At 70.4% G+C, this 25,207-nt stretch carries 29 protein-coding genes and 1 tRNA gene; 12 read left to right on the top strand and 18 right to left on the bottom strand.

The features are described 5' to 3' along the window. Positions 1-40: 40 nt before the first annotated feature. A complete protein-coding gene (glgC, locus tag QM517_RS05350) occupies positions 41-1,285 on the bottom strand; it encodes a glucose-1-phosphate adenylyltransferase (RefSeq protein WP_077050018.1) in 1,245 nt (414 codons plus the stop codon). Between the two features lie 76 nt (positions 1,286-1,361). On the opposite strand from glgC, the gene glgA reads away from it, so the two are divergent. From glgA to QM517_RS05325, 5 genes are all read left to right on the top strand, one after another. Beyond that, positions 1,362-2,552 (top strand): glycogen synthase, encoded by a 1,191-nt coding sequence (glgA, locus tag QM517_RS05345; RefSeq protein ID WP_077050019.1) that lies wholly within the window; start codon positions 1,362-1,364, stop codon positions 2,550-2,552. Positions 2,553-2,617: 65 nt separating this feature from the next. Next, positions 2,618-3,400, top strand: coding sequence for an ABC transporter ATP-binding protein (locus QM517_RS05340; protein WP_077050020.1), 783 nt, complete (start codon positions 2,618-2,620; stop codon positions 3,398-3,400). A gap of 124 nt (positions 3,401-3,524) precedes the next feature. Then, positions 3,525-3,776 (top strand): type B 50S ribosomal protein L31, encoded by a 252-nt coding sequence (locus tag QM517_RS05335; protein ID WP_283285693.1) that lies wholly within the window; start codon positions 3,525-3,527, stop codon positions 3,774-3,776. Positions 3,777-3,959: 183 nt separating this feature from the next. Continuing rightward, the gene (locus tag QM517_RS05330; protein WP_283285692.1) at positions 3,960-4,253 is read left to right on the top strand and encodes a hypothetical protein; all 294 of its coding nucleotides are present in this window, start codon (positions 3,960-3,962) and stop codon (positions 4,251-4,253) included. Between the two features lie 544 nt (positions 4,254-4,797). After that, positions 4,798-5,640 carry a hypothetical protein gene (locus tag QM517_RS05325; RefSeq protein WP_283285691.1) on the top strand — a complete coding sequence of 281 codons (843 nt, stop codon included), beginning with the start codon at positions 4,798-4,800 and terminating at the stop codon, positions 5,638-5,640. Between the two features lie 182 nt (positions 5,641-5,822). Here QM517_RS05325 and QM517_RS05320 read toward each other — a convergent pair whose 3' ends face one another. Continuing rightward, positions 5,823-6,290 carry a P27 family phage terminase small subunit gene (locus QM517_RS05320; protein ID WP_283285689.1) on the bottom strand — a complete coding sequence of 156 codons (468 nt, stop codon included), beginning with the start codon at positions 6,288-6,290 and terminating at the stop codon, positions 5,823-5,825. A gap of 380 nt (positions 6,291-6,670) precedes the next feature. Between QM517_RS05320 and QM517_RS05315 the strand changes: the two genes are divergently transcribed. Then, positions 6,671-7,255, top strand: coding sequence for a hypothetical protein (locus QM517_RS05315; protein ID WP_283285688.1), 585 nt, complete (start codon positions 6,671-6,673; stop codon positions 7,253-7,255). A gap of 54 nt (positions 7,256-7,309) precedes the next feature. Then, positions 7,310-7,381 (top strand) — tRNA-OTHER (locus QM517_RS05310). A 271-nt stretch (positions 7,382-7,652) separates the two neighbouring features. Here QM517_RS05310 and QM517_RS05305 read toward each other — a convergent pair. From QM517_RS05305 to QM517_RS05265, 9 genes are all read right to left on the bottom strand, one after another. Beyond that, positions 7,653-8,051: a hypothetical protein gene (locus QM517_RS05305; RefSeq protein ID WP_283285687.1), complete on the bottom strand. Its 399-nt coding sequence runs from the start codon at positions 8,049-8,051 to the stop codon at positions 7,653-7,655. Continuing rightward, complete coding sequence (locus QM517_RS05300) at positions 8,048-8,374, bottom strand: hypothetical protein (RefSeq protein WP_283285686.1); 327 nt, start codon at positions 8,372-8,374, stop codon at positions 8,048-8,050. Before QM517_RS05300 ends, QM517_RS05305 begins: the two co-directional genes overlap by 4 nt. 87 nt (positions 8,375-8,461) lie before the next feature. Further along, entirely contained in the window at positions 8,462-9,382 is a 921-nt protein-coding gene (locus QM517_RS05295; protein WP_283285685.1) for a P22 phage major capsid protein family protein, read from the bottom strand. A gap of 347 nt (positions 9,383-9,729) precedes the next feature. Next, a complete protein-coding gene (locus tag QM517_RS05290) occupies positions 9,730-9,921 on the bottom strand; it encodes a hypothetical protein (protein WP_283285684.1) in 192 nt (63 codons plus the stop codon). Positions 9,922-10,105: 184 nt separating this feature from the next. Beyond that, positions 10,106-10,783: a hypothetical protein gene (locus QM517_RS05285; RefSeq protein WP_283285683.1), complete on the bottom strand. Its 678-nt coding sequence runs from the start codon at positions 10,781-10,783 to the stop codon at positions 10,106-10,108. Then, the gene (locus tag QM517_RS05280) at positions 10,780-11,112 is read right to left on the bottom strand and encodes a hypothetical protein (protein WP_283285682.1); all 333 of its coding nucleotides are present in this window, start codon (positions 11,110-11,112) and stop codon (positions 10,780-10,782) included. The genes QM517_RS05285 and QM517_RS05280 overlap by 4 nt, the downstream gene beginning before the upstream one ends. A 251-nt stretch (positions 11,113-11,363) precedes the next feature. After that, a complete protein-coding gene (locus QM517_RS05275) occupies positions 11,364-12,875 on the bottom strand; it encodes a recombinase family protein (protein ID WP_283285679.1) in 1,512 nt (503 codons plus the stop codon). 153 nt (positions 12,876-13,028) lie between these two features. Continuing rightward, a complete protein-coding gene (locus QM517_RS05270) occupies positions 13,029-13,559 on the bottom strand; it encodes a GNAT family N-acetyltransferase (protein ID WP_283285677.1) in 531 nt (176 codons plus the stop codon). Positions 13,560-13,582: 23 nt separating this feature from the next. Continuing rightward, positions 13,583-14,038: an Lrp/AsnC family transcriptional regulator gene (locus QM517_RS05265; RefSeq protein WP_077050022.1), complete on the bottom strand. Its 456-nt coding sequence runs from the start codon at positions 14,036-14,038 to the stop codon at positions 13,583-13,585. 124 nt (positions 14,039-14,162) lie between these two features. On the opposite strand from QM517_RS05265, the gene QM517_RS05260 reads away from it, so the two are divergent. Then, positions 14,163-14,708, top strand: a complete 546-nt coding sequence (locus QM517_RS05260; protein ID WP_283285674.1) for an RBBP9/YdeN family alpha/beta hydrolase — start codon at positions 14,163-14,165, stop codon at positions 14,706-14,708. Between the two features lie 196 nt (positions 14,709-14,904). Here the strand turns inward: QM517_RS05260 and QM517_RS05255 are convergent, their stop codons facing one another. The 5 genes from QM517_RS05255 to QM517_RS05235 form a co-directional block, all read right to left on the bottom strand. Continuing rightward, positions 14,905-15,759 (bottom strand): carbon-nitrogen hydrolase family protein, encoded by an 855-nt coding sequence (locus QM517_RS05255; RefSeq protein WP_283285673.1) that lies wholly within the window; start codon positions 15,757-15,759, stop codon positions 14,905-14,907. A gap of 157 nt (positions 15,760-15,916) precedes the next feature. Further along, positions 15,917-16,456, bottom strand: coding sequence for a GNAT family N-acetyltransferase (locus QM517_RS05250; RefSeq protein WP_283285672.1), 540 nt, complete (start codon positions 16,454-16,456; stop codon positions 15,917-15,919). A gap of 401 nt (positions 16,457-16,857) precedes the next feature. Then, a complete protein-coding gene (locus QM517_RS05245) occupies positions 16,858-18,318 on the bottom strand; it encodes an HNH endonuclease signature motif containing protein (protein ID WP_283285669.1) in 1,461 nt (486 codons plus the stop codon). Between the two features lie 141 nt (positions 18,319-18,459). Beyond that, complete coding sequence (locus tag QM517_RS05240) at positions 18,460-18,852, bottom strand: VOC family protein (RefSeq protein ID WP_303655438.1); 393 nt, start codon at positions 18,850-18,852, stop codon at positions 18,460-18,462. A gap of 20 nt (positions 18,853-18,872) precedes the next feature. After that, the gene (locus QM517_RS05235; RefSeq protein ID WP_283285665.1) at positions 18,873-19,607 is read right to left on the bottom strand and encodes an exonuclease domain-containing protein; all 735 of its coding nucleotides are present in this window, start codon (positions 19,605-19,607) and stop codon (positions 18,873-18,875) included. A gap of 88 nt (positions 19,608-19,695) precedes the next feature. On the opposite strand from QM517_RS05235, the gene QM517_RS05230 reads away from it, so the two are divergent. Further along, positions 19,696-20,571, top strand: a complete 876-nt coding sequence (locus QM517_RS05230) for an alpha/beta fold hydrolase (protein ID WP_283285663.1) — start codon at positions 19,696-19,698, stop codon at positions 20,569-20,571. A 21-nt stretch (positions 20,572-20,592) separates the two neighbouring features. Here the strand turns inward: QM517_RS05230 and QM517_RS05225 are convergent, their stop codons facing one another. After that, positions 20,593-21,153 (bottom strand): CGNR zinc finger domain-containing protein, encoded by a 561-nt coding sequence (locus tag QM517_RS05225; RefSeq protein WP_278101540.1) that lies wholly within the window; start codon positions 21,151-21,153, stop codon positions 20,593-20,595. A gap of 72 nt (positions 21,154-21,225) precedes the next feature. On the opposite strand from QM517_RS05225, the gene QM517_RS05220 reads away from it, so the two are divergent. Then, positions 21,226-22,218 carry an EamA family transporter gene (locus QM517_RS05220; protein WP_283285661.1) on the top strand — a complete coding sequence of 331 codons (993 nt, stop codon included), beginning with the start codon at positions 21,226-21,228 and terminating at the stop codon, positions 22,216-22,218. 69 nt (positions 22,219-22,287) lie between these two features. Here the strand turns inward: QM517_RS05220 and QM517_RS05215 are convergent, their stop codons facing one another. Then, a complete protein-coding gene (locus QM517_RS05215; protein WP_283285659.1) occupies positions 22,288-22,761 on the bottom strand; it encodes an Lrp/AsnC family transcriptional regulator in 474 nt (157 codons plus the stop codon). A 175-nt stretch (positions 22,762-22,936) separates the two neighbouring features. On the opposite strand from QM517_RS05215, the gene pdhA reads away from it, so the two are divergent. Further along, positions 22,937-24,103: a pyruvate dehydrogenase (acetyl-transferring) E1 component subunit alpha gene (pdhA, locus tag QM517_RS05210; RefSeq protein WP_283285657.1), complete on the top strand. Its 1,167-nt coding sequence runs from the start codon at positions 22,937-22,939 to the stop codon at positions 24,101-24,103. After that, positions 24,100-25,107: an alpha-ketoacid dehydrogenase subunit beta gene (locus tag QM517_RS05205; RefSeq protein WP_278101543.1), complete on the top strand. Its 1,008-nt coding sequence runs from the start codon at positions 24,100-24,102 to the stop codon at positions 25,105-25,107. The genes pdhA and QM517_RS05205 overlap by 4 nt, the downstream gene beginning before the upstream one ends. The last annotated feature ends 100 nt before the right edge of the window (positions 25,108-25,207 follow it).

Below are 25,207 nucleotides of genomic sequence, written 5' to 3'. Positions count from 1 at the left end.
CGGTGACCATCGCGGTCACCGCCCCTTTTGGCATCCGGGATCAGACGTCGACGCGGACGTCCTTGCCGACCACGGTGATACCGGTCTCGGTCACGGTGAAGCCGCGCGCGAGGTCGCGTTCGCGGTCGACGCCGATCGTCGCGCCGGGCGCCAGGGTCACGTTCTTGTCGAGGATCGCGCGGTGGATGCGTGCTCCCGCGCCGACCTGCACGCCGTCGAAGAGGACCGAGTCGGTGATCGTCGATCCGCCGCCCGCGAGCGCCCACGGTCCGACGACGCTCCGCTCGAGGTGCGTCCCCGACAGCACCGACCCGAGGGACACGATCGAGTCGATCGCGTTGCCGATGCGGCCCACCGAGTCGCGCACGAACTTCGCCGGGGGAGCGTTGAAGGTCTGCGAGAAAATCGGCCAGTCGTCGTTGTAGAGGTTGAAGATGGGCAGCGTCGAGATCAGATCCATGTGGGCGTCGTAGAACGACTCGATCGTGCCCACGTCGCGCCAGTACGAGCGGTCGCGGGACGTCGACCCGGGGACGTCGTTGCGCTGGAAGTCGTACACCGCCGCCTCGCCGCGGTTGACGAAGTAGGGCACGATGTCGCCGCCCATGTCGTGCGCGGAGGTCGGCAGCTCGCCGTCGTGCGTGACGGCCTCGACGAGCGCGTCGGCGTCGAAGATGTAGTTGCCCATCGAGGCGAGCACCTCGTGCGGCGCGTCGGCGAGACCCGTGGGGTTCTGCGGCTTCTCGAGGAACTCGCGGATCATCGTCGGGTCGGAGGGGTCGGTGTCGATGACGCCGAACTGGTTCGCCAGTGCGATGGGCTGGCGGATGCCGGCGATCGTCGCCCGCGCGTCGGAGGCGATGTGCGCGTCGAGCATCTGCTTGAAGTCCATGCGGTACACGTGGTCGGCGCCGATGACGACGACGATGTCGGGCTTCTCGTCGCGGATGAGGTTCATCGACTGCAGGATGGCGTCGGCCGACCCCGAGAACCATCGCTTGCCGAGGCGCTGCTGGGCGGGGACGGATGCCACGTACGAACCGAGCATCGGCGACATGCGCCACGTCTGGGAGATGTGCCGGTCGAGGCTGTGCGACTTGTACTGCGTCAAGACGACGAGCTGTCTCAGGCCCGAATTGATGAGATTCGAGATCGCGAAGTCGATGAGACGGTACTGGCCTCCGAAGGGGACGGCGGGTTTGGCTCGATCCGCCGTGAGGGGCATGAGTCGCTTTCCCTCGCCGCCGGCGAGGATGATTCCGAAGACCTTCGGCGCTGCAGGCATGGCACCACACTAGGGGGCGCGCGCGATCCCGGGAACAGACGCGCGGCAGGGGTTTCGCTGCGCTACGGTTCGTCTCATGCGCGTCGACGTCGTGACCAAGGAGTACCCGCCGGAGATCTACGGGGGAGCGGGTGTCCATGCGACCGAGCTGGTCCGTGCGCTGCGGGCGGAAGGCACCGAGGTGCAGGTGCGGGCCTTCGGTGCGCCGCGCGACGAACCCGACACGACGTCGTACGCGGTGCCGACCGAACTGGCTGCCGCGAACGGGGCGATCCAGACCCTCGGGACCGACCTCGAGATCGTGTCCGACGTCGCCGGCGCGGACGTCGTGCACTCCCACACGTGGTACGCGAACTTCGCCGGGCACCTGGCATCCCTTCTCCACGGCATCCCGCACGTCGTCACCGCCCACAGCCTCGAACCGCTGCGGCCGTGGAAGGCCGAACAGCTCGGCGGCGGCTACGCCGTGTCGAGCTACATCGAGAAGACCGCCTACGAGGGGGCTGCCGCGGTGGTCGCGGTGAGCGAGGGGATGCGCCAGGACATCCTGCGCAGCTACCCCGCGCTCGACCCCGACAAGGTGCGCGTCATCTACAACGGCATCGACACCGAGGCCTGGCATCCCGTCTCGGATGACGAATTCCTCGCCTCCGTCGGCATCGACGCCGCGCGGCCCTCGGTGGTGTTCGTGGGGCGCATCACCCGTCAGAAGGGGCTGCCGTACCTGCTGCGCGCGGCCGAGCAGCTGCCGCCCGACGTCCAGCTGGTGCTCTGCGCGGGCGCCCCGGACACCCCGCAGATCCTCGCCGAGGTCGAGGAACTCGTCCGCGGTCTCCAGGCCACCCGCGAGGGCGTCGTGTGGATCGATCGGCTGCTGCCCCGCCACGAGCTGTGCGCGATCCTCACCGCGGCCACGACGTTCGTCTGCCCGTCGGTGTACGAGCCCCTCGGCATCGTCAACCTCGAGGCCATGGCCTGCGGCGCGGCGGTCGTCGGCACGGCGACCGGGGGCATCCCCGAGGTCGTCGTGGACGGCGTCACCGGCCGCCTCGTGCCGATCGAGCAGCTGCAGGACGGTACCGGCACTCCCGTCGACCCGGAGCGTTTCGTCGACGATCTCGCCCGCGTGCTCACCGAAGTGGTGACGGATGCCGCGCGCGCGGCCGAGTACGGCGAGGCAGGACGCCGACGCGCGATCGAGGACTTCAGCTGGGCCGCGATCGCCCAGACCACCGCGGCGCTGTACGCGGAGGTCGCGGGGAAGTAAGGGTCCCTTCCCCAGGCCGGGGTGGCGCGCCGTTACCGGTGCGGTGAGGCCGTTAGGCTGGAGGCATGCCGCAGGTTCTGGAGTTCTCCGACGTCGTCGTCCGCCGGAACGCCCGGGACATCGTGTCCCACCTCGACTGGACCGTCACCGACGATCAACGCTGGGTGGTGCTGGGCCCGAACGGCGCCGGCAAGACCACGGTCCTGCAGCTGGCCGACACGCTCATCCACCCCACCTCGGGCTCGGTGACGATCCTCGGCGAGCGTCTGGGGCGTACCGACGTGTTCGAGCTGCGCCCGCGCATCGGTTTCGCCTCCTCGGCGATGGCGCGCCGCGTGCCGCCGGAGGAGACGGTGCTCGACGTCGTCCTGACCGCCGCGTACTCGGTGACCGGTCGCTGGCGCGAGCAGTACGACGACATCGACGAGCGCCGCGCGCTGCGCGTCCTCGCGGAGTGGCGCCTCGACCACCTCGCCGACCGCACGTTCGGAACGCTGTCGGACGGCGAGCAGAAGCGTGTGCAGATCGCCCGGGCCGTCATGACCGACCCCGAGCTGCTGCTGCTCGACGAGCCCACCGCGAGCCTCGACCTCGGTGCCCGCGAAGAGCTCCTCGCCCTCCTCTCCGGCTACGCGCAGGCTCCGACCACGCCGGCGATGATCATGGTCACGCACCACGTCGAGGAGATCCCCGTCGGGTTCACGCACGTCCTCCTGCTGCGGGACGGGGAGGTCGTGGCATCCGGGCCGCTCTCCGAGGCGCTCACGGCCGAGAATCTGACCGCCACGTTCGGGGTCGAGATCACCCTGAGCCAGGATGCCGGTCGCTACGCGGCCCGCGCCTCCTGACGGCCGCACGACGAGCGTCGTGCGCGGGCCGCAGGCCTGGTAGACTCGTCCTTTGGTGCCTCCGGCGCCGCAGACTTTGACCGTCCTGGCAGAATCCAGGGCACCACTTCTCAAAGGACTTCCCATGAAGACTGACATCCACCCCACGTACAAGGCTGTCGTGTTCCGCGACCTCGGCTCGGGCGAGACCTTCCTCACCCGTTCGACGGTGTCGAGCGACAAGACGATCGAGCTCGACGGTGTCGAGTACCCCGTCATCGACGTGGAGATCTCGTCGGCTTCGCACCCCTTCTACACGGGCAAGCAGCGCATCATGGACTCGGCCGGTCGCGTCGAGAAGTTCAACCAGCGCTTCAAGAACTTTGGCGGACGCTAAAGGCGTCACGCAAGTTCAAGAGCCCTCCGATCTGAATAGGTCGGGGGGCTCCTTGCGTGTTCAGACGAGTAGCGTAGGGCCCTTTGCGCAAGGAGTTCTACCCTCTGATCTGGAGTTTGCTCGCATAAGCGATATGTGATTTGCTCCTCGTCGAGGGCGTCTGCAGATGCCGAAGGGGGAATCATGATGGACGCGGCAAGGGCCTTGGCGGAGCGCGTGAACGCGCATGACGCGGCGGTCGAGTCGGTGGGATGGGCGTGGGCCTCGAGGCTGCGGAAGGCTGCCGAGGAGTGCGAGTCGGTCGAGGCCGTCACGCTCGCCGACGCGGTCGAGGCGGTACTCATGGCGGAAGGTGCAGACGGGCTCGTAGACCTCACCTTGGTCGGCCCGGCTCTTGGCGGGCTCGGGCGCAACGACGTCGCACCGCTCTTGCGGATGGTCGACGAGCAGCTCGCCGGGCACGCTGTGGCGGCCTGACACAGGCTCGGACGGGTCGCAGCTCCGGAGCCTACCGCGGCCATTATGAGGCCCTCAGATTCGATCTGGGGGCCTCTGTCGTGCGTGTCAGAGGTAAGGCGACGGGACGCTGGCCGCTGCGCCACCCAAGAGTCCGACGCCGACGAGCGGCAATTGCCCACACGAGCGCGTTGCGCGTGGCAGAGCGCCGACTTGGTCGCCCTGTGGCGGCATTGAACTCGTCAAACGTGCAGCCGGGGAGCCACGCTCCGCGCTCAGCCGCCGCGCCTCGCTTTGGTCGCGCTAAGAATGCCAGAGGAGCCGTCCGAAGCCATTGATCGGCAGGATTGCGGAGCGGACCGTGGAGGCGGCGAGGGCGGGGCCACGGGCTCCAAATGCTGTCGGCGAAGCGGCGCAAGATGTTCCTGAGTTGGATGAGTTGACGGGGGTGGCGGTCGTGGAGGTTGAGATGCGGAGTATGGGTGCTTGCCCGCTCTTGCCTCACAAGGGCGGGCGCTTGCCGGAACGCTGCTCGAGGCGTTGATCTGATCGCTACTATCCGGAGATGGACAACGCGCAGCGCCACCACCCCTACGCGGTGTGGGTGAGTGAGATCACGGTGGCCATCCGGGACGCTACGAAAGGCCGCATACGGCCTCGCAGCGATCTTTGGGGTGACGGAGCGCTTCTCGGGGAGGACAGTCTCGGAAGTGACGTCGCTCACACTCCGACCATCCAGTTGCTAATGCAGACGGCGGCCTACCAGTTGAGCGCCGCCGTGGAAATGCACGCGGTCTGGGCTCCGCAGTCCGCGACGCCTCCGCTCTCGCGGGCTGCGCTGGAAACCGCCGGTACTGCGGCGTGGCTACTCACCCCGGATGATCGACAGGAGCGGCTCACCCGGTTTCTGAGACTCAAGACACAGGAAAAGTATGATGAATGGAAGTACCGACGCGGTAACGCGTCGGAGCGTCAGGCAAATAAGCGCCTAATACAATCGCTCGCGCAGCGCGTCGGGATCAGCGGTGGCGCGATCGATCGCCGCTTCAGCGCCGAGGAGGCGCTCGGATCATTGGAGCTTGGCGTTGACCTTCCCCTGATGTGGTCGCTTTCCTCGGGATTAACTCACGCTCGGCGATGGGCACTGCATGAGGCCAGCAGTCTCAGCGGAGCGCCCCAGGAAACGGACGAGGATGGCTTCCTAGTCCTATCCGTCCCGCGAGAGCTATTTGGCACCTGGCAGTTGATAGCGGGCCGTGTCCTTGACGAGGCCGTGCGACTCTGGAACCTCCGCAGCGGGCTCGTTTCGTCGGACTTCTTGCCGAGACTCGACCTCGGTGACGTCGAGCATTTTGACCCGCGATGGGACGAGCGCTACCAGCCGATACCGATGCCGAACCTCCGATAAAAAACGAAAGGCCCCCGCTCCGGTGAGAGAGGCGGGGGCCTTGGTCTGGGGTTGGTCTGGCGCGAGACATGCGAGGGGGAGGCCTTTGCGGCAGATGGGCGTCTGCGAGTTGGATGAACTGTTCTGGACTCCGTCGAAGACTTCCTCGTAGACCCAAACGGCAAGCAACGCCCCTCCAGGGCCTAGAAGGGAGCGGGGTCTCCCGACGCGGCGGCTTGCTCGGGGACGTCGGCGTCGCGGTAGCGGTCGCGTGCGGACTTGCGGACTCCGGTGATCGGGGTGACGTTGCCGCCGAGGGCGGCTCGGTCCTGCCAACGTTTGTTAGCGAGGGCGGAAGCGGCGGCCTGAGAGGCTGACTGCGCCGTGAGCCCCAGCGCCCGTAGGAGGGCGACGGCCTCGCGGCGGTAGTGACGGACCTCGGCGATGAGGGGATGCGCGACAGGCTGGCCCTGCGAGCCCGTGGCGATGACGCCCTCGGCGTCGACGGTGCGTTGCATGGTGTCGGCCGCGTCGATGAGGTCGCATGCGGCGTAAAGGCCCGCGAGGGTCGCGGAGTTGAGCGTCGGCTGTGCCTCGACGGTCTCCGTGAAGGTCCGCTTGGCGGAGGTTCGCCACGAGGAGCGCGGTTTGGGGGCGGTTGCGTCGGTCATGGCACCTCCTAGGGCGGTTCGGACGTCGCGGCAAAAACGGGGGCCATGCGCATAGGCAGGGAGACGCTATGCCTCACCGGGCTTCTAGCGAGGGGGCAGGGGGGAGACCCTCCCCACCCCGGCCCTCGAGGTCACGCGGGGAGGAGACCGGGATGCGCCTCGGGCTCGCGGGCCTGGCGCGGGCGTGGGCGACGTGCTGCGACTCCTTCGCCCGCGCTCTTGCGGGCATGGTGCCATCGGCACAGCGCCTCGAGGTTGTCCTCTTGTGTTGGGGCCGGGATTCACCTTCAGGGTGAACCTGTTGAAAAGTTCGCTTGTAGCGAACACAACGTTGGTCCCAACTGTTGTGCAATACGTTGGTAACTAGCGAAGGAGGAGACATGGATACTGAAGCAGCACGGCGGCTTCTGCTCGAGACGCGTAATGAGCTCGAGCAGGCGCGCACGCGGGTCACGCATCTCGAGCAGGTTGTCTCCGGGCTGTCGGGCCTGCTTGAAGATCGCGGCGTTGCTGTCCCCTCGTCGCCGTCGGCCTACAACGCGTGGAACGGTGCCGCCGATGGCAGCGAGGTACGGCCGCGCGAGGCCGTGCTGGAGGCGCTTCGGAAGCACCCCGGCCGCCTCATGACCGTTCGTTCGATCTACGAATGGATCGAGCAGGAGGGGCTGATCAATCCCGAGGTGCGGTCGGGAGTCGCGGCTTACGACATGGCACTGCGACGTCTCGCCGAGGAGCCCGGGGCAAACGTCGTTCGCGATGATCAGAACAGGTTCGCGTATCGTCCGAGTCCGAGTAGGGCGGCAAAGGCCAGCAGTGCGCCGAATGAAGGCACGCGAATCATCGCGAATGACGGCCGAGTTCTCGGCGCCCCCATGCGGGACTCGAAGGGGAACGTGGTGCGTTCTAACGGAACTGGCCGCTTCGTTCGGAGCCATCCGCTTCGCGATGAGGACGCCGACTCCTAAATGGTTTGCCCCCGTCGTGCTGCAACACGGCGGGGGCATGGGTGATAACCCAAAGCCCCCGTAGCTCAGTGGAAGAGCATATCCATTACTAAGAGAAGGCCGTGAGTTCGAATCTCACCGGGGGCACTCCCAAATATAACGCAGTTCAGCTATCGCGGGGCTGTGAGTTTGAGCCGTCCGCCCGCCAGGATCTTCGGCGGGCGGACGAGCACACCACGCCGAGGACCAAGTCAGCCGTGTGCTCACCCCGCGCGGTTCCCGTCGCCGGATGCTCACGCCACGGGGTGAAAGAGTCCCTGCGTGCTCTCGCCGCGCCTGCACACACAGGCCGCGAGCACTCCGACGCCCGCTTCGATGACGGGGGATGTCGGAGAATAGGGCGGGAGCGTCGCGCGGGTCATAGTCCGTCGCGCTCAGGCCCGTACGCCGATGGCGTGCGGACGGAGCCGACGAACGCCCGGCGTCCTCTGGCCGCGCGAACGATCTGCGCTACCTCACGGTTGGTGAGGTAGACGCCTGTCGACTCCGAGAGGCCGACGGTGTGCTCGCAGAGGGTCTCGGAGTGAATGCCTCGGGGGTTCTCGTAGCCTCGGCGCGCTGCCGTGAGGGCGACGAGTTCGGCGACGGCGGGTGCAGCGCCGGCCTCCCAGAGGACGGCGGTGCGCTCAGAGACTTCCGCCAGGACGAGGGTGACCGCGTCGTCGATGGCGCTGCGGGCGCGCTCACGGCCGACGTCGGAGTCGATGGTGACACCGAGGCGAGACTCGAGGGAGGCGAGAGCCGGCGGGAAGCTCACACGCGTCGGTAGCCGCTACGACGGAGCCATCCACGGATGGCCTTGGCGCTGCCCTCGTTCGGTTGCGCGAGGATCGCGGCGGCCATGACAGGCGCGACCTCGGCGAGGTACGCGGCGGCGAGGAGGTCGAGGGCTTCGCGGGGGATGCCGTAGCCGTTCACGGCCTGCGCGACGGCGGCTCCATATTGGCCCTCGAAGGCCTGTACAGCGAGGCCCGCGCCGAGGTCGAGGAGGAGGTCGGGGTCAGTGCTGGCGAAGGTGCCGGAGGCATCCTCACGGGCGACAGCGGCAAGGTAAGCGGCGCGGCGGGCGTCGGAGGTCATGAGGTGCCTATCGGTGGTGGGGGCGAAGTGAGGGGGCGAGGCCGCCCGCGTCGTGTGAGCGGGCCGGCGGCCTCGAGCGGTGGCGGGTTACGTCGTGGCGAGCTTGACGACCGCGCCACCTTCGACCTCGGCGACGGTGGCCGCCCCTGTCGTCTGGTTGCGCGTGACGTCGTAGAGCGGCGAGATACCCGCGCCGACGAAGGTGGAGACGATGCTTCGGTCAGTCAGGCGCGCCGCGTCGTAGTCGCGGAGGTAACGGAGCGCGATGCCCGAGTCGCTCACGGACGCGCCGAACGAGGCGCCCTCGGGTACCTTCGGCGTCTTGGTCGCGAGGTAGATACCCGACTTGGTCGCGAAGACCACCTCGTCGGCTCCGATGCGGCCCGACTCGACGCACGAGAAGCCCGCGATACGGCCGAGGGAGCCCTTGCGGAGCGCGTCGGCGTCGCCGGTTCGTGCGAAGTCGAGCGCGCCCGAGTCGAGGAGAGCGTCGACGATGTTGCCGCCGACGTAGGCCACGAGGGCCTCGTTTGCGACGTCGACGCCCCGAGTGCGAAGCGCGCGGCGGCCCTTGGTGAAGAGTGCGGCGGGCTTTGCCTCGTCGTAGCCGGCCGTGGCGTCGGTCGCGTCGATGTCGGCGATGACGGTCTCGATGCCGTCCACGACGGCAGTGACCTGCGGCTTGAGCACCTGTGCCGTGAAGTCGCGGATATCGAGCGTGAGCTCGGCGTCTCCGATGGCGACGGCGGAGATAAGGTGCGTGGTCAGGTCGACGGAGACGCGATTCTCGCTGATCTTGTCAAAGATCACGGCCGTCGTCTCGTCGCGGAGGGTGCGCGAGCGCGCGGTGACGGCTCCGGGAATGCGGAGGTACGCCTTGCCGCCGTGGCCGGGCAGGAAGTCCGCGTCGGTGTAGCGGGCGACGTTCTGACCGAGGACGAGGCCCTTGTCCGCGCCCTTGACTGCGACGATGCCGATTTCTTCGGCGGTGTACTGGTTGTAAGCCATGAGGGGCTCCTAGGTAGGTGCGGCGCGTGCGCGCCGGAGTGAATTGAGGGGAGCCGCGTCTCGCGGTGGGCGACGCCTAGGGCCTGCCGTAGGGGTCGGGGGAAGGTCTCGAGGCCCTACGCGCGCGCCTGGCGCACGAAGGACGACGAGAGTGGCCACGAGGAGGCCGGGATACGCCGGAGCGGCGCTGAGAGAGGCTCTCCACGTCGCGAACAGGGAGAGGAGGTGCTCGGGATACCGGGTGCGCTAGCTAGGCGCGGTGCGGTCGGACGAGCTACGCGCCGAAGCGCGACATGGGAGCCGCCTCGGAGGACTCAGCAAAGACCGGAGGCGGTTGTCGGTGGGAGCTATGCGGCGGCCACGGTGGGCTGCGTGCGGAGCCATGCAAGGACCGAGTGGGAGTCGACACGGGTGACCTCGGCAAGAAGTGCATTGCGCGTCTCGTAGTCGAGAGCGAGGAGGCCGCGAGCGTAGACGCGCCGGGTGCCGAGAGCGGCGGCGATGCGTCCGGGGCGTGGGTCTGGGGTGGGGTGGGTCACGGGTGCTCCTTGGGCCGAGGAACGGCCCCCGCGCTCACTCCGCGCTGGGAGTGGGCTGGGGGCCGTCGTGGTGTCTTTCCTGCCACGGAAAGACTCCGGCGTGTCGCCGGAGAAAACGGGTTGAGGAGGCTGCGTGGCGCGCGCGTGCAGTCCCTCTACCTATCGAAGTTGCTGCCTGTTTCGGCTACGCGGCGAACATGGCAAGGATGCGCTCGGCGCGGCGGGTTGCAGCCTCACGGGCGAGTTCGAAGCTCTCCGCCGCTGGCGCGTTGGAGCCGATGGAGCGGGCGTCCGCGAAGGCGTCTCGGAGGGCCTCGCGGAGGCACTCCTCGCGGATGAGCGCGACGTCCTGGTCGGCGTAGCTCTTACGGCGGTGAAGGGCGGCGTCAGACTCCCAGAGGGTGCGCCCGTCGCGGTCGACGCTGACGCGGGTGAGGCCAAGCTCGCCGAGGCTCGGCGTGCCCTCCTCGGGGTTGGAGGAGTTGAAGTCGGAGGGCATGGCGAAGCCCGCGAGGCGGTCGCCGGCGTAGGTCAGGGGGTTCGATTCGGCGTTGAGGAGATCAGCGAGCGCGGAGCGCTCCTCGAGCGAGAGCCTGGCTACCTCCGAGCTGCTCGTGAGGCCTCCCCCTGCGAGCCGCGCGCGGATGCGCCGGAAGGTATCCGTGGAGTCGAGCGCTAGGACCGGGGCCGCCGCGGGCGGGGTCGCGGGACCGGAGCGCCGCGCCCGAGCGTCCTTGGCGCGTGCTTCGCGGCGGTGCGCCGGAGAGCACGTCGCGGGGATGCGCCCGCGCCCGGAGTAGCGGATGGCGTCTCCGCACACACGGCACGACGGGGGGACGATAGCGACGGGTGTACCGGTCACTTGTCGAGGTCGACGATGACGGCGTCGATGGCGTCGAGGAGGCGTGCGAGGCGGTGGCCGGCGAAGCTCAAGGCTGCGCGGTCGGGCTGGCGCTCGCGGGCGCGCTCGGCAAGCTCTCCGGCTTCGCCAAAGGCGAGCGAGAGGAGGTCGGTGACGGCGGGCGAGTGCTTGAGGCGCAGCATCGCCCCGATGGCGTCGTCGACGAGATCGGTGGCTGCGAGCGTCTCGTCGGGATCGACGAGGATGCGGGCGAGGGATGCTGCGGCGGGGCCGCTGGCGTCGCGGAGCCGGGCGGCGGCCTCGCGGAGGGTAGGGGTGTGCGTGGTCATGGTGGTCTCCGTGGCAGGGGCGTGCCCGGCGCGTGTGCGAGGGACGTGGAGAAGACCGCCTCGGTGGGTGCGGATGCCCAGGGATCGACGAAGATGACGAAATGACGGTTTGAAACGTCATTCCTTATTCCTTGCTTGAGAGAGAGACACACTCAAGAGAGGAATAGGAAATGACGTTCGTTTCGTCATTCCGTCACCCTCGAGTCGGACGCGGGCACCTCGAGGGGCCGCCCGGCCCTCTCCGGCGTTGTTCAGGTGGACGTGTCGTAGTCGTTCCAGTAGATCGAGACGCGCTCCGGCGACCCGACGGGGTTAACGACGACGTGGTCGATGACCACGAGAAGCATGCGCCGCCGTTCGTCGTCGTCCCGTGCGGCCTCCCACGCCTCGCGGTAGGTGCGTCCCGTGAAGACGACGTCCTCGACGACGGTCGGGGCGACTTCGCGGAGGGCGCGACGGCGGGCTTTCAGCGCGAGCATCGAGGCGGTCAGGGCGTCGGCCTCTTCCTCCTCGTCGGCCGCCGCCAGACGCCCCGCTAGCTCCTTGAGGCGGGCCTCCACGTCCGCGAGCTCCGCCCCGGCCCCCTGGTCGTCCACACGGCGGACGTAGCGCGTCTCAGGGGCATCCCCGCGAGCGGCGAGGTAGCGAGCGGTCACCTCGGCGTCGAGCTTCCGCGCGGACATGTACGTCTTGCGGGGACAGGTAATGCCCATGCCCTGAGAGGAGCATCCGTAGTTGACGTGGCCCTCCGGGTTCCGCTCGCTGACGGACGTCCGCCGGGGGTAGAGGCGGTGCCCGCACCCCGAGCAATAGGCGATCTTCGAGAGGAGGCCCGCGGCGCGACGCTTGACCTCTCCGCGGGCGGTCGCGTCGAAGCGCGCGCGGATCGCGAGGACCGTCTCGAGCGAGAGGATCGGCTCGAAGGGGGCGAGAGGCTGCCCGTCCTCGCCGAAGACGGGCGCGCCGTTGTGGGATACCCGCCCGAGAAGGTGGTCGGAGGTCATGAGGGTCCGCATGTGCGAGCTAATCCACTTGCCCCGATCGAGGCCCTCCTCGGGTAGGCCGGCGAGGCGGGCGGCCCGCGCCGCGGAGCGAGCCTTCGCGACCCCGCGGACCGTAAGCTCCTCGGCCAGCTTCACGGTCGACTCACCCGCGATGAGGCGCTCCGCGAGTTCCCGGATGACGTCGGCCTCCTCGGGGATGACGTGGAGGCCGCGCCCCACGGCGAGCGTCGGATGCGGGCCGGTCCGGTAGCCGAAGGGCGGGATGCCGTGCCCGGCGTTGCGTCCCTGGCGGCGCATGCGGCTCCGCGCGGCGATCTGACGGGCGGAGACGAGGTCTCGCTCGCGCTTCGCCATGTCGGCCGCGAAGGCCGCGCGGAGTTGCCAGTCCGGTTGAGTCGACTCGATGCCCTCGCGGACCGCCATGAAGACCGCGGGGTGAGCGGTGCGGGCTCGAGCGTCGACTACCTCGATGAGGGCGGCGAGGGTCTTGATGCCCATGCGGCTCCATCGGTCGTAGGCGTAGACCGCGAGGATATCGGCGTCTCCGCGCGCCCACAGGTCGTAGGCGGCTTGCGCGTTCTCGCGGTCCTTGCCGCCTGACTTGCCGTTGTCCGTGAAGGTCTCGACGACGTCCCAGCCCGCGCGCTCCGCGATGACGGCGAGGTCGTCGGTCTGCCCGGCGATCGAGGTCGAGGTGGCGGCTTCCTTCGAGAGACGGACGTAGAGAACGGCTCGAGGCCGGGCGGGAGAGGTGGTCACAGGGGAGGAGACCGCCTCGGGGGCGGGTAGTGCCTGAGAAGTAACGCTCTTAGGTGTCATTCAAGAACTTCGGCGGCTCGCGCTGATTCGCAGCGGTTCTCGCCGGAAGCCCTCGTCCCTCGGGACGGGGGCTTCCGTCATTTCACGGGTCGGCTACCAGGCGCGGCCGCGGAGGTCCACGGTGCCCGGCGGCCAGGCATCCGCGGGGGTGCGCAGCGGCAGGATCAGGAGCGGCGGGCCGGGCTCGACGACCACCGTCGAGCCGTCTCGCGCCACGGAGCGTTCGGGGGCGGAGATCCGATGCCATCCGCACGCCCGGTAGAACGGGACGACGCTTTCGCGGCATCCGAGGAATCCGAAGTCGATGTCGCCGGCGCCTTTCATCGACACGGCGCAGTCGCCCAGGAGTCGGCGCCCGAGGCCCCGCCCGCGCGCGCGGTCGGCGACGAGGACGCCGCCGACCCCCGCGATGGCGACCTCGGTTCCGCCGACGTCGACCCGGCGGCGCGCCCAGCCGACGTGACCGACGAGGCGAGACCCTTCCCACGCGAGGACGTGGACGTCGTGACCCGCATAGCCGTAGGGCTGTGCCGGATGCCACGGCCCGAACGCGTCGAGGTATTCGGCGTCGAAGAGGGAGCCGAGGGCGACCAGCTCGTCGGGCCCGAGGTCGTCGTGAGGCACCGCCTCGATCCGAAAGGCGGGCGTCACGGGGCGGGGGAAGCGGCGGGTGTCAGCGGCTTGGACGGGTATTCGCGGAGCACCAGCGCCGTGGTGACGGGGCCGAAGCGCGCGAGGGAATCCACCACGCGTTCCAGCCGCGCGGCGTCGACGCAGTGGACGTCGAAGATCAGGCAGTCCTCGCCCGTGACCCGGAGGGTCGAGGTGACGTCGGCCGTCTGAGCCGCCAGGTGCATCGCGGCGCTCAGTTGCGCGTGCGTCGTGCGCAGCCGGATGACGGCACGGATGTTGAGCCCGACCGCGGCGGGATCGACGACGGCGCGGTACCCGGCGATGATCCCGGCTCTCTCCATGCGCAGGATGCGGGCGCTGGCGGCGGGCTGGGACAGGCCGACCCGCCGGCCGATCTCGGCGCCCGTCAACCGCCCGTCCTCTTGCAACAGCGCGAGGATGCGCTGGTCGACGCGGTCGAGTGATTCCATCGTGTTCTCCTTTCCGCGCTTTGCGAACGCTTGCCGGACGTGCCGGCGGCCGATGGTCTCCTCATCATGGTTCACGGGGACGTTCGCGGAACGTCCGATCGGCGATGGAGTGAGAAGGAGCAGGATGATCGGATATGTCGTGGTGCCCGGGATCGACGGGTCGGATGACGCGCACTGGCAGTCGCGCTGGGAGCAGGCCTGGGGAGAGCGGGCGGTGCGGATCGAGCCGGACTCGTGGTCGGTGCCCGAGCTCGACGACTGGGTCCAAGCGATCGAGCGCGGCGTGGGTCTCCTCGACCCGCGGGTCGACGACATCGTTCTGGTGGCGCACAGCCTGGGATGCTGGGCCGTCGCGGAATGGCTCGCCACCACCACCCGGCGACCACTCCGTGCTTTCCTCGTCGCACCGCCGGACCCGTCGGGCAGTGCCTTCCGATCGGTCGTGACGGCCAGTTTCCTCGGAGTGTCCGCACGCCCGCTGCCGAGCGCGACCGTCCTGGTCGCCAGCGTCGACGACCCGTTCTGCGACGTCGACGTGGCCCGGGAGCTCGGACGCCGGTGGGGGAGCGCGTTCGAGGCGGTCTCCGCGGGCGGCCACCTCAATTCCGCGAGCGGCCTGGGGGACTGGCCGCGCGGCAAGGAGGCTCTGGCGCGGCTGATCGCGCGGTGAGGGGCGGATGACGCTCCCGCGCGGGAGGTGCCGCAGCGGGGGTGGCGCTTCCGGTGGTGGGCGTTGCGCGTCGGGGGGTGGGCGGCGTGCCTCGGCTGGCGGGCGTCGCGTGTCGCCTGGGGGGCGTTGCGCATCGGGTGGCGGGCGTCGTGCCTCGCGTGGCGGGCGTCGTGCCTCGTGTGGCAGGCCTCGCGCCTCAGGCGTCCACCGATGCCCCGGAGGCGACGGTGCCGAGCGTGCGGGGGACTCCGAGATCGTCGCGGCGGTCGGCCCACATGCGCTGGTGCTCGCGGGCGGCCGCGACGACCGCGGCATCCAGGTCGGCGATCGCCAAGCCCTCCGAAGGGGTGGAAGTCGAGGGGGTGTCGCCGGGGGCCGCGGCGGTCACGCCGGTGACGCGGCGGCCGAGCGGGTCGAAGACCGCGGAACCGCCGATGAAGTCGTGGGACCCGCCCGTGAGGCCGCTGAATACGACGTACATGCCGTTGTCGAGCGCGCGGGCGGCGTAGTGGAGGTCGCGGCGGTGTGCGCCGCCCGGGAAGTACGCGCCACTGTTGACGTAGACGTCGGCACCCGCGGCGGCGGCCGCGGCAGCGTGCTCCGGGAAGTTCGCGTCGTAGCAGACCGACAGCGCGAGACGCAGGTCATTCACCACGAACGAGAATCCGCCCTCGCCGGCGGTGAAGACGGCGCGCTCGCTGTCGTAGAGGTGCTGCTTGTCGTACGCCATGACCGGGGGCTCGCCCGGGACGACGATCACGTCGGTCAGCGTGCGGCGGTCGCCGCGGTCGAGGGCGGTGTTGAGGATCGCGACCACTCCGGTGCCGTCGACGGCGCGCTGCACGGGGGCGAGCCACGCGGGAGCGTCGGCGGAGGGGAGGGAGCCGGCGAACGCGGACTCGTCGTATCCGGTGGTGAACGCCTCGGGGAACACGACGACGTCCGCGCCCCGCTCGGCGGCGCGTTCGATCCACGTCGCCGCGCTCGACAGGTTGGCCGCGATGTCGCCGGGCGTCGCCTCGGCTTGGACGGTGGCGATGCGGACGGTCACCGACGAATTCTCGCAGGTACGTCGGCGCTGGTGGGTGCCTCGATGCGGGATCGGATCGCTGGAGCGGGGCGGGTGCCGCAGAGCGGGATCGGATCGCCGGAGCGGGGTGGGGGCCACCTCGGCGGAACGGGTCAGCGGGTGGGAGGCGGCCCGGTGCTCAGCGGATCAGCCGCACGGTTCGGGGGATCGGCCCGAACGATGACTCCGCGCCGTCGGGCCGGAACCCGTTGCGGCGGTAGAACGCGTGCGCCCGGGGATTGTCGGCGGCGACCCACAGGGACGCGGGCCGGTCACCCAGAGTCGCGTGGAGGAGCGCTTGACCGACGCCCGATCCGTGGGCGCTTTCAAGGACGTAGAGCATCGCGAGTTCCTCGGGGCGGACGGCATCCGATTCCGTCGACGGCGTCGTCGACGCGAACCCGACGATTCCCTCGGGACCTTCGGCGACGATCGTCGACGTTCCGGCCTCGCGCAGAGTGGCCTCCCACACGGCGATGCGACGGTCGACACTGAACCACGGGTTGGTGTCGGGGTCGTCGACGAACCTCCCGTACGTCTCCCGCCAGGATGCCGCGTGAACGCGGGCGATCGCGGGGGCGTCGGCGGGCCGTGCGGGGCGCAGCGCCCAGGCGCCCGGGGCGTCCGGGGCACGCGAGGCCGGTGAACCGGGCGGCGAGGACTCGGGCGGCACGTCCATGGGGGGAGCGTACCGGGCGCCGCGGAGGCAGTCCGGGATGCGGGCCGTTCTCGGTGCGGGGCGTCCCGCGTGCGGCGGCACGGGACGACGGTCGTCCTGGGTGCGGGGCGCCCCGGCTGCTGGTCGTTCGGGATGCGGTTTCACGGGACGACGAGGTTCCCGCGTGCGGCCGCACGAGACGACTGTCGTCCTGGGCGCGGGGCGCCCCGACTTCGGGTGGTCCTGGATGCCGGTCGTTCCGGGCTGCGGGTCGTCCGGGATGCCGATCGTCCTGGATGCCGTTCGTCCTCGCCGCCGGTTGTTCCGAGGTGCGGGTCGTTCCGGGCTGCGGGTCGTCCGGGATGCCGATCGTCCGGGATGCCTGTCGGACGGTGTGCTCGCCCGCTCGGCGCGGTTCCGGGCTAGAACGGCGGCGGGTCGGGGTCGATGTGCGCGCCGAGCGGGGTCGTCCATGCCAGGCCGCCGGTGTCGGGGTCGCGGCCGGCGGCCCAACGGGTTTCGTGTCGGAGGCGATGATGGTGGCGACACTCGGGATCGAGGTTGTCGTCGTCGGTCGTGCCGCCCTCGCTCCAGGCGTGCAGATGATCGAGGTCGCACTCCCGGGTCGGGCGGGCGCAGCCGGGGAAGGCGCACGTCGGCGACGTGATCCCGAGCCAGCGGCGCAGTGCCGTGGGCACCCGGTAGGTGGTGCGGTCGAGGGCGACGGGCGCACCCGTCACGGGGTGGGTGAGCACGCGGATCCACGACGTCGCTTCGCGCGCCAGCCGCCGGGCGGTCTCGAGGTCGATCGGGCCGTATCCGTCGAGGGTCGCGGGCGCGTCGTCTGCGCCGAGCAGGGTCAGAGCCGGGACGGTGACGACGATGCCCGGACGGGCGGGAGCCGAGCCCGCGCTCGACGCGCGGACCTGCGATCCCGCTGTCGCGGTCTCGAGGTCGGCTGCGGCTTCCGCCGGTCGCGCCTCGGTGAGGAGGTCGGCGAACGCATCGGCGCGGAGTTGGGCGAGCGTGCGCGTCTCGTCGTCGGCAATCGCGAGGTGTCGCGCGGCGCGGTCGACCCGCGTCATCGCCGCTGCGGCACGGTCGGCGGGAAGGAAGGCCGTGAGCGTGGCCATGCCGTCGAGCTCGGCCGTCATCCAGACTCCCCGGTCGCCGTGGGCGCGACCGTGGCGCGTCTCGAGGGACTCGGCGTGTACGCGTTCCCGCAGTGTTCGCGCCGAGGTGGCGAACCGGGCGGGCGCGAGCCTCAGTGCCCGGTCGAGGGCGCCGGTGTCGAACGCGACCCATGAGTCGCGATCCGCCGGGAGAGTGGCGGCCAGCCGCGCGGTCTCGACGGCGTGACGCTCGGACACACGGCCCTCGGCGAACTCGGCCCATATTCGCGGGCATCGCTCGCGGAGCACGGTCGCGTGCGCAGCCCGCGTGCGCACGGTCTGCTCCGCCAGACGGAGCCGGACCGCGATCTCGGCCACCGCGGCGCGCTCGGCCATGTCGAGGCGATCGCGGCGGACGGCGGCGACCGTGCGACCCCGGGGGTCGTGCCAGAGGCCGTCGAGAGTCGGGTCGGGACCGACCCACACCGCGGGGTCGTCGAGCGCGTCCTGCAGCACGCGGAGGATCAGGTCGTACTCTGCGGCGGCGGCCCGGTGCCGTGCGGCCGCACGGTCTTCGAGACGCTCCAGCATCAGGGCGGGATCCGTGGGCACCGTGTCGTCGGCCCCGGCGACGCTCTCGTCGACGAGACCGAGCGCGATCGCCCAGGCCGAGTCCGCGTCAGATTGCAGCGCGTCGTCATCGGGCCACGGCATCTCCGACCACGCGTCGGTCGGGTGCGACCGATCGTGCGCGGGTGCCGGGACGTCCATACTCGGACACTACCGAGGGGTTCCGACATCGCCTCTTGGGCATTTCACCGCGCGCGAGTCGGCGAAGAGGGGGCGCTCGCGGGCACCGTCGCCCCGTACACGGAGGTCACTCCGGACGACCGGCCCGATCGAGAGCGCTCCTCACGCCGCCTCGGCCACGACCTCGGCTTTGAAACCCGCGGAGTTCTCCAGCCACCCCGCATAGTGGTCGGGTCCGCCCGCGTGCGGATAGCGGTCCTGGTAGAGCGGGCGCCACCCGTGGGCGTCGGCAGTGGCCATGATGGCATCCACTCGGTCGCGCCCGTCCACGGCGAAGGCGAGATGATTCACCCCTGGTGCGCGCCGATCGTGCGTCGATCCCGAGAGGGTGGGCGAGGTCGTCAGCGCGAGATAGGTTCGGCCCGCCGCCCAGGTCTCGCCCCCGGACCACACGCTCTGGCGTTCGAAACCGACCCGGTCGAGCAGCCATCCCCATTCTGCGAGGGCTTGCTCGAGGTCGGCGACCCAGACCTCGACGTGGTGCAATCCGGCCATCGGCGTACCTCGTCCGCGCGTCAGCGGATCGGCCATGCCCCGTCGAGCGGGGGAGCCGTGGCATCCAGTCGCCCGATCTTCACGAAGTACTCGGTGAGGCTGGCCGCCTGCGCGCGCGCCCAGGCGATCTGGCGCGTGTGCAGCTCGTCGAGGGTCGGTGGCAGCCAGGCCGCGTAGCGTTCGGCGAGGGCCAGGGCCAGGCGCCCCGCGGCGACGGCGTCGGCGCAGGCCTCGTGAGCCGCCTCGAGCGGCACGGCGTAGTGCGCCGCGACGTGGGTGAGCGTGCGCTTGCCGCGGCGGTAGCGGTCGTAGGTCTTGTCGACGACGAGCGGATCGATCACCGGCGACGGGGCGTCGATCGGCGCGACACCGTGGCGCAGCGCCTCGTACTTGAGCAGCGAGAAGTCGAACGGCGCGTTGTACGCGACCACCGGGATGCCGGCGTCGAAGAGAGCCCGCAGCGCCTCGACGACCTGCGACACGACCTCCGCGGCGGGCGCTCCTTCGGCGCGGGCGTGGGCCGTGGTGAGACCGTGGATCGCCGCGGCGCCCGCGGGGATCTCGACGCCGGGGTCGGCGAGCCAGTCGCGCGCGTCGATGATGTGGCCGTCGGCGTCGAGCACGCCCACGTGCGCCGTCACGATCCGGTCGGTGCGGACGTCGACGCCCGTGGTCTCGAGGTCGAACACGCCGACGACGCGCGCCCACTCGGGCGTCTGGAACAGAGGGAGCGGCTCGGCCTGCCACGTGGTCATGCGCTCACAGTAGATCGGGGCTCCGACACGACCGCCGAGGCGCTCCGCGGCTGGGCCGGAGCGAACGTGTGCCGCCTAGACTCGACGGATGCCGAACCCCTACGCCCCGCTCCTGGCCGAGATCCCGGTCGAGCGCGGAACGGCCGACGTGCTCGGTGGGACGACGGCCTACTGGACCTATGGCGACGCCGCCGATCCGACCACGATCGTCGCCGTGCACGGGTTCCGCGGCGAGCACCACGGACTCGAGCCCGTGGTGGCGCATCTGCCCGGCATCCGGGTCATCTCTCCCGACCTGCCCGGCTTCGGCGAGACGCCCCCGCTCCCCGGGCGCACGCACGACCTCGACGCGTACGCCGCGTGGCTGCGGGCGTTCGTCGAGTCGGTCGCGCCGGGGGCGATCGTGCTCGGGCATTCGTTCGGCTCGATCGTGGCGTCCGCGGCCGTGGCGGGCGGCCTCGCCACTCCCCGGCTTATCCTCGTCAACCCGATCGGCGCCCCCGCGCTCGAGGGGCCTCGCGGCGTGCTCACGCGCCTCGCCGTCTTCTACTACCTCGCCGGCGCGCGGCTCCCGCGCGCCCTCGGCGACGCGCTGCTGCGCAACGGCGTGATCGTGCGGGTGATGAGCAACGCCATGGCCAAGACCCGCGATCCGCACCTGCGCCGGTTCGTGCACGAACAGCACGACGCGTACTTCTCGCGATTCGCCGACCGCGATGTGCTCCACGACGCGTTCGTCACCAGCGTCTCGCACGACGTGCGCGAGTTCGCGCCCCGCATCGCGCAACCGACCCTCCTGATCGCGGCCGAGAAGGACGACATCACCCCCATCGAGGCGGAACGTCACCTCGCCACGCTCTTCCCGGATGCCGAACTGGTCGAGATCCCCGACGTCGGCCACCTGATCCACTACGAGACGCCCGCCGCCGCGGCATCCGCGATCCGAGGGTTCCTGGAGCGCTGAGCCGGGGATCCGGTCGCGGTGTCAGGCGGGCTGATCCGCCTTGCGTCGTCGGTAGGCGTTGACGTTCATGCGGTTGCCGCAGTTGCCGGCGTCGCAGTAGCGCTTCGAGCCGTTCTTCGAGAAGTCGACGTAGACGCCGCTGCAGTCGTCGGCGTCGCACACCCGGACGCGGGCGTACTCGTCGGCGCGGATCACGTCGACGAACGCCATCGCCGCCTCGACGAGCATGCGCTGAGCGAGGGCGTCCGCGGGGTCGGAGGCGTGGATGTGCCAGTCGAAGTCGTCGTGCCGCACCAGCTGGGGCAGCGCCTTCCCATCGCGGAGCATGGCGTTCACCAGGGGCACGGCCTCGTCGCGGTCGACCGTCCACAGTTCGTAGATCCGGGGGCGGATGCCACGGACCGCCGCCAGCTCCCGGTCGTCGCGCGTGCGCGAACCGGTGTAAGCGTGCCGGGTCGCGAAGTCGTCGAGCTGGTCGGGTGACACGAGCGTGTCGACCCCCGTCGTGTCGGTGTGGGGGAGCGTGTTCACCAGCTCGACCGTGGCGCGGAGGACGAGTTCGGTGTCACGAATGAAGACCATGTTGACTCCTGACAGGCGAAGGCTCTACTGTCACGAGTGTAAACGTATTTGACTCATGACAGCGGGCTTTGCATGACTACTTCCTCCGCCACCCTCCCACGTCCGACCCACCGCGCGTCGGGGGCCGTCACCGGACTCGCGATCGCGGTCGCCTCGGCGCTGTCGTTCTCCTCCAGCGGACCCTTCGTCAAGCCGCTCCTCGAGGGCGGCTGGTCGCTCGGCGCGGTCCTGCTGGTGCGCATGGGTCTGGCATCCCTGCTGCTTTCCCCCGCGCTCATCCGCGCCGTGCGGCGCCAGCCCGGGTTCCTGCGCCGCCACGGCCTCCTCATCCTCGCCTTCGGACTGACCGCCGTGGCCGGCTGCCAGCTCTTCTACTTCGCCGCGATGCAACGCATGCCCGTCGCTGTGGCCCTGCTCATCCAGTACATCGCGCCGGTGCTGCTCGTCGCGGCCGTCTGGGTGCGCACGCGACGCGCGCCCTCGAAGCTCGTCATCATCGGATCGGTCGTGGCGATGGTCGGGCTCGTGCTCGTCGTCGACATCAGCGGTGCCCGGTTCGATCTCCTCGGGACCCTCTTCGCCCTGTGCGCCGCGGCGTGCACGGCCGTGTACTTCGTGATCGCCGCCCGGGCGGGCGACGAGCTCCCACCGCTCGCGCTCGCGGCCGGCGGTCTCGTCGTCGGGACGATCGTCATGGCCGTCCTCGTGGCCACCGGTGTGCTGCCGTTCGCGGCGCCCGCGATCACCGTGTCGATGCTCGGCATGGAGGTGCCCGGCATCATCCCCCTGCTGTGGGTCGGCTGCGTCGCCACGACGCTCGGCTACGCGCTCGGCGTCATCGCCGTTCCGCTCATCGGGTCGCGGGTCGCGTCGTTCGTCGGCCTCAGCGAAGTGCTGTTCGCCCTCGGGTTCGCGTGGCTGCTGCTCGGCGAGACCCCCGCGCCCGTGCAGTTCATCGGGGGAGCGGTGCTCCTCGCCGGCGTCGTGCTCGTGCGGATGGATGCCGGTGACCCGGTGGAACAGCGGACCGAGACCGCGACCATCCCGGTGGTGCCGTCGCCGTAGACGGGATCGGGGGATCGGCCGTAGCCGCGTCGCCCGCGCCCGCCGCGAGCCGCGGGCGGTCGACGGGCCCTACAGCTGTTCGCGCGCCAGGTTCATGAGCGGACCGACGCGGTAGCCGATCACCTCGCCCATGACGAGGGACGTCTCGGTGCGCTCGACACCCTCGATCGCGAGGATGCGCGCGTCGGTGTCGAACAGGTGCTGGGTGTCGCGGCACGCCACGCGCACGAGCAGGTCGACCTGACCGCTGAGGCCGTGCGCCTGCAGCACCTCGGGTACCTGCGCGAGAGCCTCGCGGATCGCCGGCAGCTCCGCCTGGCGGACCGTGACCTGCAGGAACGCCTCGATCGGGAAGCCCAGGGCCTCGGCCGACAGCGTGCGCTCGAACGCCAGGAACACTCCGCCCTTCTCGAGGCGGCTCATGCGCGCCTGGACGGTGTTGCGGGAGAGCCCCAGCTTCTCGGCGAGCGCGACCACGGTGGCCCGCGGATCGTGGGACAGGGCGCGGAGGAGGTCGAGGTCGACCGCGTCGAGCTTGGTCATGCTGCGAAACATTAGCAGGATGCTCGGTCTCCGCAATGCGCACATTGCTGAACCTGCGGCTGAGGTCTTGAGCGGCCTGCCTGCCACGCGTACGGTCGGGCCTGTCGGCGACGCTGCCGGCACCCGGACCGCCCCGCTCCCACGAGGATCGCGGGCCGCACCTGGAGGGATGACGATGACGTACACCCAGACCGAGCCGGACCACGGATCGGCCGCTTCCGCCACACCCCCGGACGCCGCGCCCGAGCCCGTCGCCGACATCGACGACGTCGCCCGCGTGCTCGCACCGGACGGCACCCGCGTGGCCGACTCCGCGCTGGACCCCTGGATCGCCGACCTCTCACCGCACGAGCTCCGCGCCCTCCACCGTGACATGGTCCTCACCCGTCGCCTCGACGCCGAGGGCGTCGCACTCCAGCGCCAGGGGCAACTCGCCCTGTGGGCGCCGTGCCGCGGTCAGGAGGCCGTGCAGGTCGGCACCGCGCATGCGCTCGCCCCGGGCGACTTCGTCTTCCCCAGCTACCGCGAGCACGGCGTGCTGCTGGCCCGCGGCGCGCGGCCCGAGGGCTACGTCCTCGCGTGGCGCGGCGAGGAGCACTCCGCGTACGACCACACCACGATCAACGCGGCCCCGCCGCAGATCATCATCGGCGCCCAGACGCTCCACGCGACCGGGTGGGCGATGGGCGCTCAGCGCGACGGCTCGACGGATGTCGCGGTGGCGTACTTCGGCGACGGAGCGACGAGTCAGGGCGATGTGAACGAGGCCATGGTCTTCGCCTCCTCGTTCCGCGCCCCCGTCGTCTTCGTGTGCTCGAACAACCAGTGGGCGATCTCCGAGCCGGTCACCGTCCAGGCGAAGTACCCCATCGCGGGTCGTGCGCCGGGGTTCGGCATCCCCAGCCTCCGGATCGACGGCAACGACGTGCTCGCCTGCGCGGCCGCGATGCGGTGGGCGCTTGACCGCGCGCGCCGCGGAGAGGGCCCCGCCTTCCTCGAGGCCGTCACCTACCGGATGGGTCCGCACACCACCTCGGACGATCCCACCCGCTACCGCACCCCCGACGAGGTGGAGATGTGGGCGCAGCGCGACCCGATCGCGCGTTTCGAGGCGTACCTGTGCGCCGCCGGGGTGCTCGACGACTCCGCTCTGGCGGAGGTCGCCGCGGCGGCGGACAGCCTCGCCGCCGAAGTCCGTGCCGCTTGCATCGGTGCGACCACCCGCGCACCGGAGACGGTGTTCGATCACGTCTACGCCGAGCCCCACGCGGCCCTGGCCCAGCAGAAGGCGGACTACGTGCAATACCTCGCCGGATTCTCCGCAGGGGAGGGCATCGCATGACCGCTCTCACGATGGGTTCGGCGATCAACGCCGGACTCGCCCGCGCCCTCGCGGACGACGACCGGGTCCTCCTCATGGGGGAGGACATCGGCAAGCTCGGCGGGGTCTTCCGCGTGACCGACGGCCTCCAGCAGCGCTTCGGCGCGCAGCGCGTCGTGGACACCCCGCTCGCCGAGGCGGGCATCGTCGGCACCGCCGTCGGCCTCGCCCTGCGCGGCTACCGCCCGGTGGTGGAGATCCAGTTCGACGGCTTCGTGTACCCGGCGTTCGACCAGATCGTCTGCCAGGTCGCCAAGCTCCACTACCGCAGCAGCGGCCGGATCCGGATGCCGATGGTCATCCGCATCCCGTGGGCCGGAGGCGTGGGCGCCGCCGAGCACCACTCCGAATCGCCCGAGGCCTACTTCGCGCACACCGCGGGACTGCGCGTCGTCGCGGCGAGCACCCCGCAGGACGCTTACGTGATGCTCCGCCAGGCCGTGGCATCCGATGATCCCGTCGTGTTCTTCGAGCCCAAGCGCTTGTACCACTCCAAGGGGGAGGTCGACCTGGATGCCGACCTCGCCGACGCCCCACCCCTGCACCTCGCCCGCGTCGCCCGCGAGGGCACCGACGCGACGATCGTCACCTACGGCGCGCTCGTCCGCACGGCGCTGGACGCCGCGCTCGCCGCGGAGGACGAGGGGATCTCGCTCGAGGTCATCGACCTGCGGTCGCTGTCGCCCATGGACTTCACCACCGTCGCCGCGTCGGTGCGCAAGACCGGCCGGGTCGTCGTCGCGCACGAGGCCGCGCGCCAGGCGGGACTCGGCGCCGAGATCGTCGCGAGCATCACCGAACGCTGCTTCCACCACCTCGAGACGCCGCCGCAGCGCGTCACGGGGCACGACATCCCGTATCCGCCATCGAAGCTCGAGAAGCACCACGTGCCCGACCTCGACCGCATCCTGCACGCGGTCGACGCGGTGCTCGAGCGGACCGGAGACCGGGAGGTGGCGCTGTGATCGCGGAACACCCCAGCCCGTGCACGTCGACCCCGACCCGGATGGAGGGCGCGCTGTGATCGCGGAACACGTCACCTTCCTCGCCCCCACCTCGACCCGG

The organism is Microbacterium sp. IEGM 1404 (assembly GCF_030056775.1).
GTDB lineage: Bacteria > Actinomycetota > Actinomycetes > Actinomycetales > Microbacteriaceae > Microbacterium.
The sequence above is the reverse complement of the archived record's forward strand: the minus strand, read 5'-3'. Positions and strand labels throughout refer to the sequence as shown.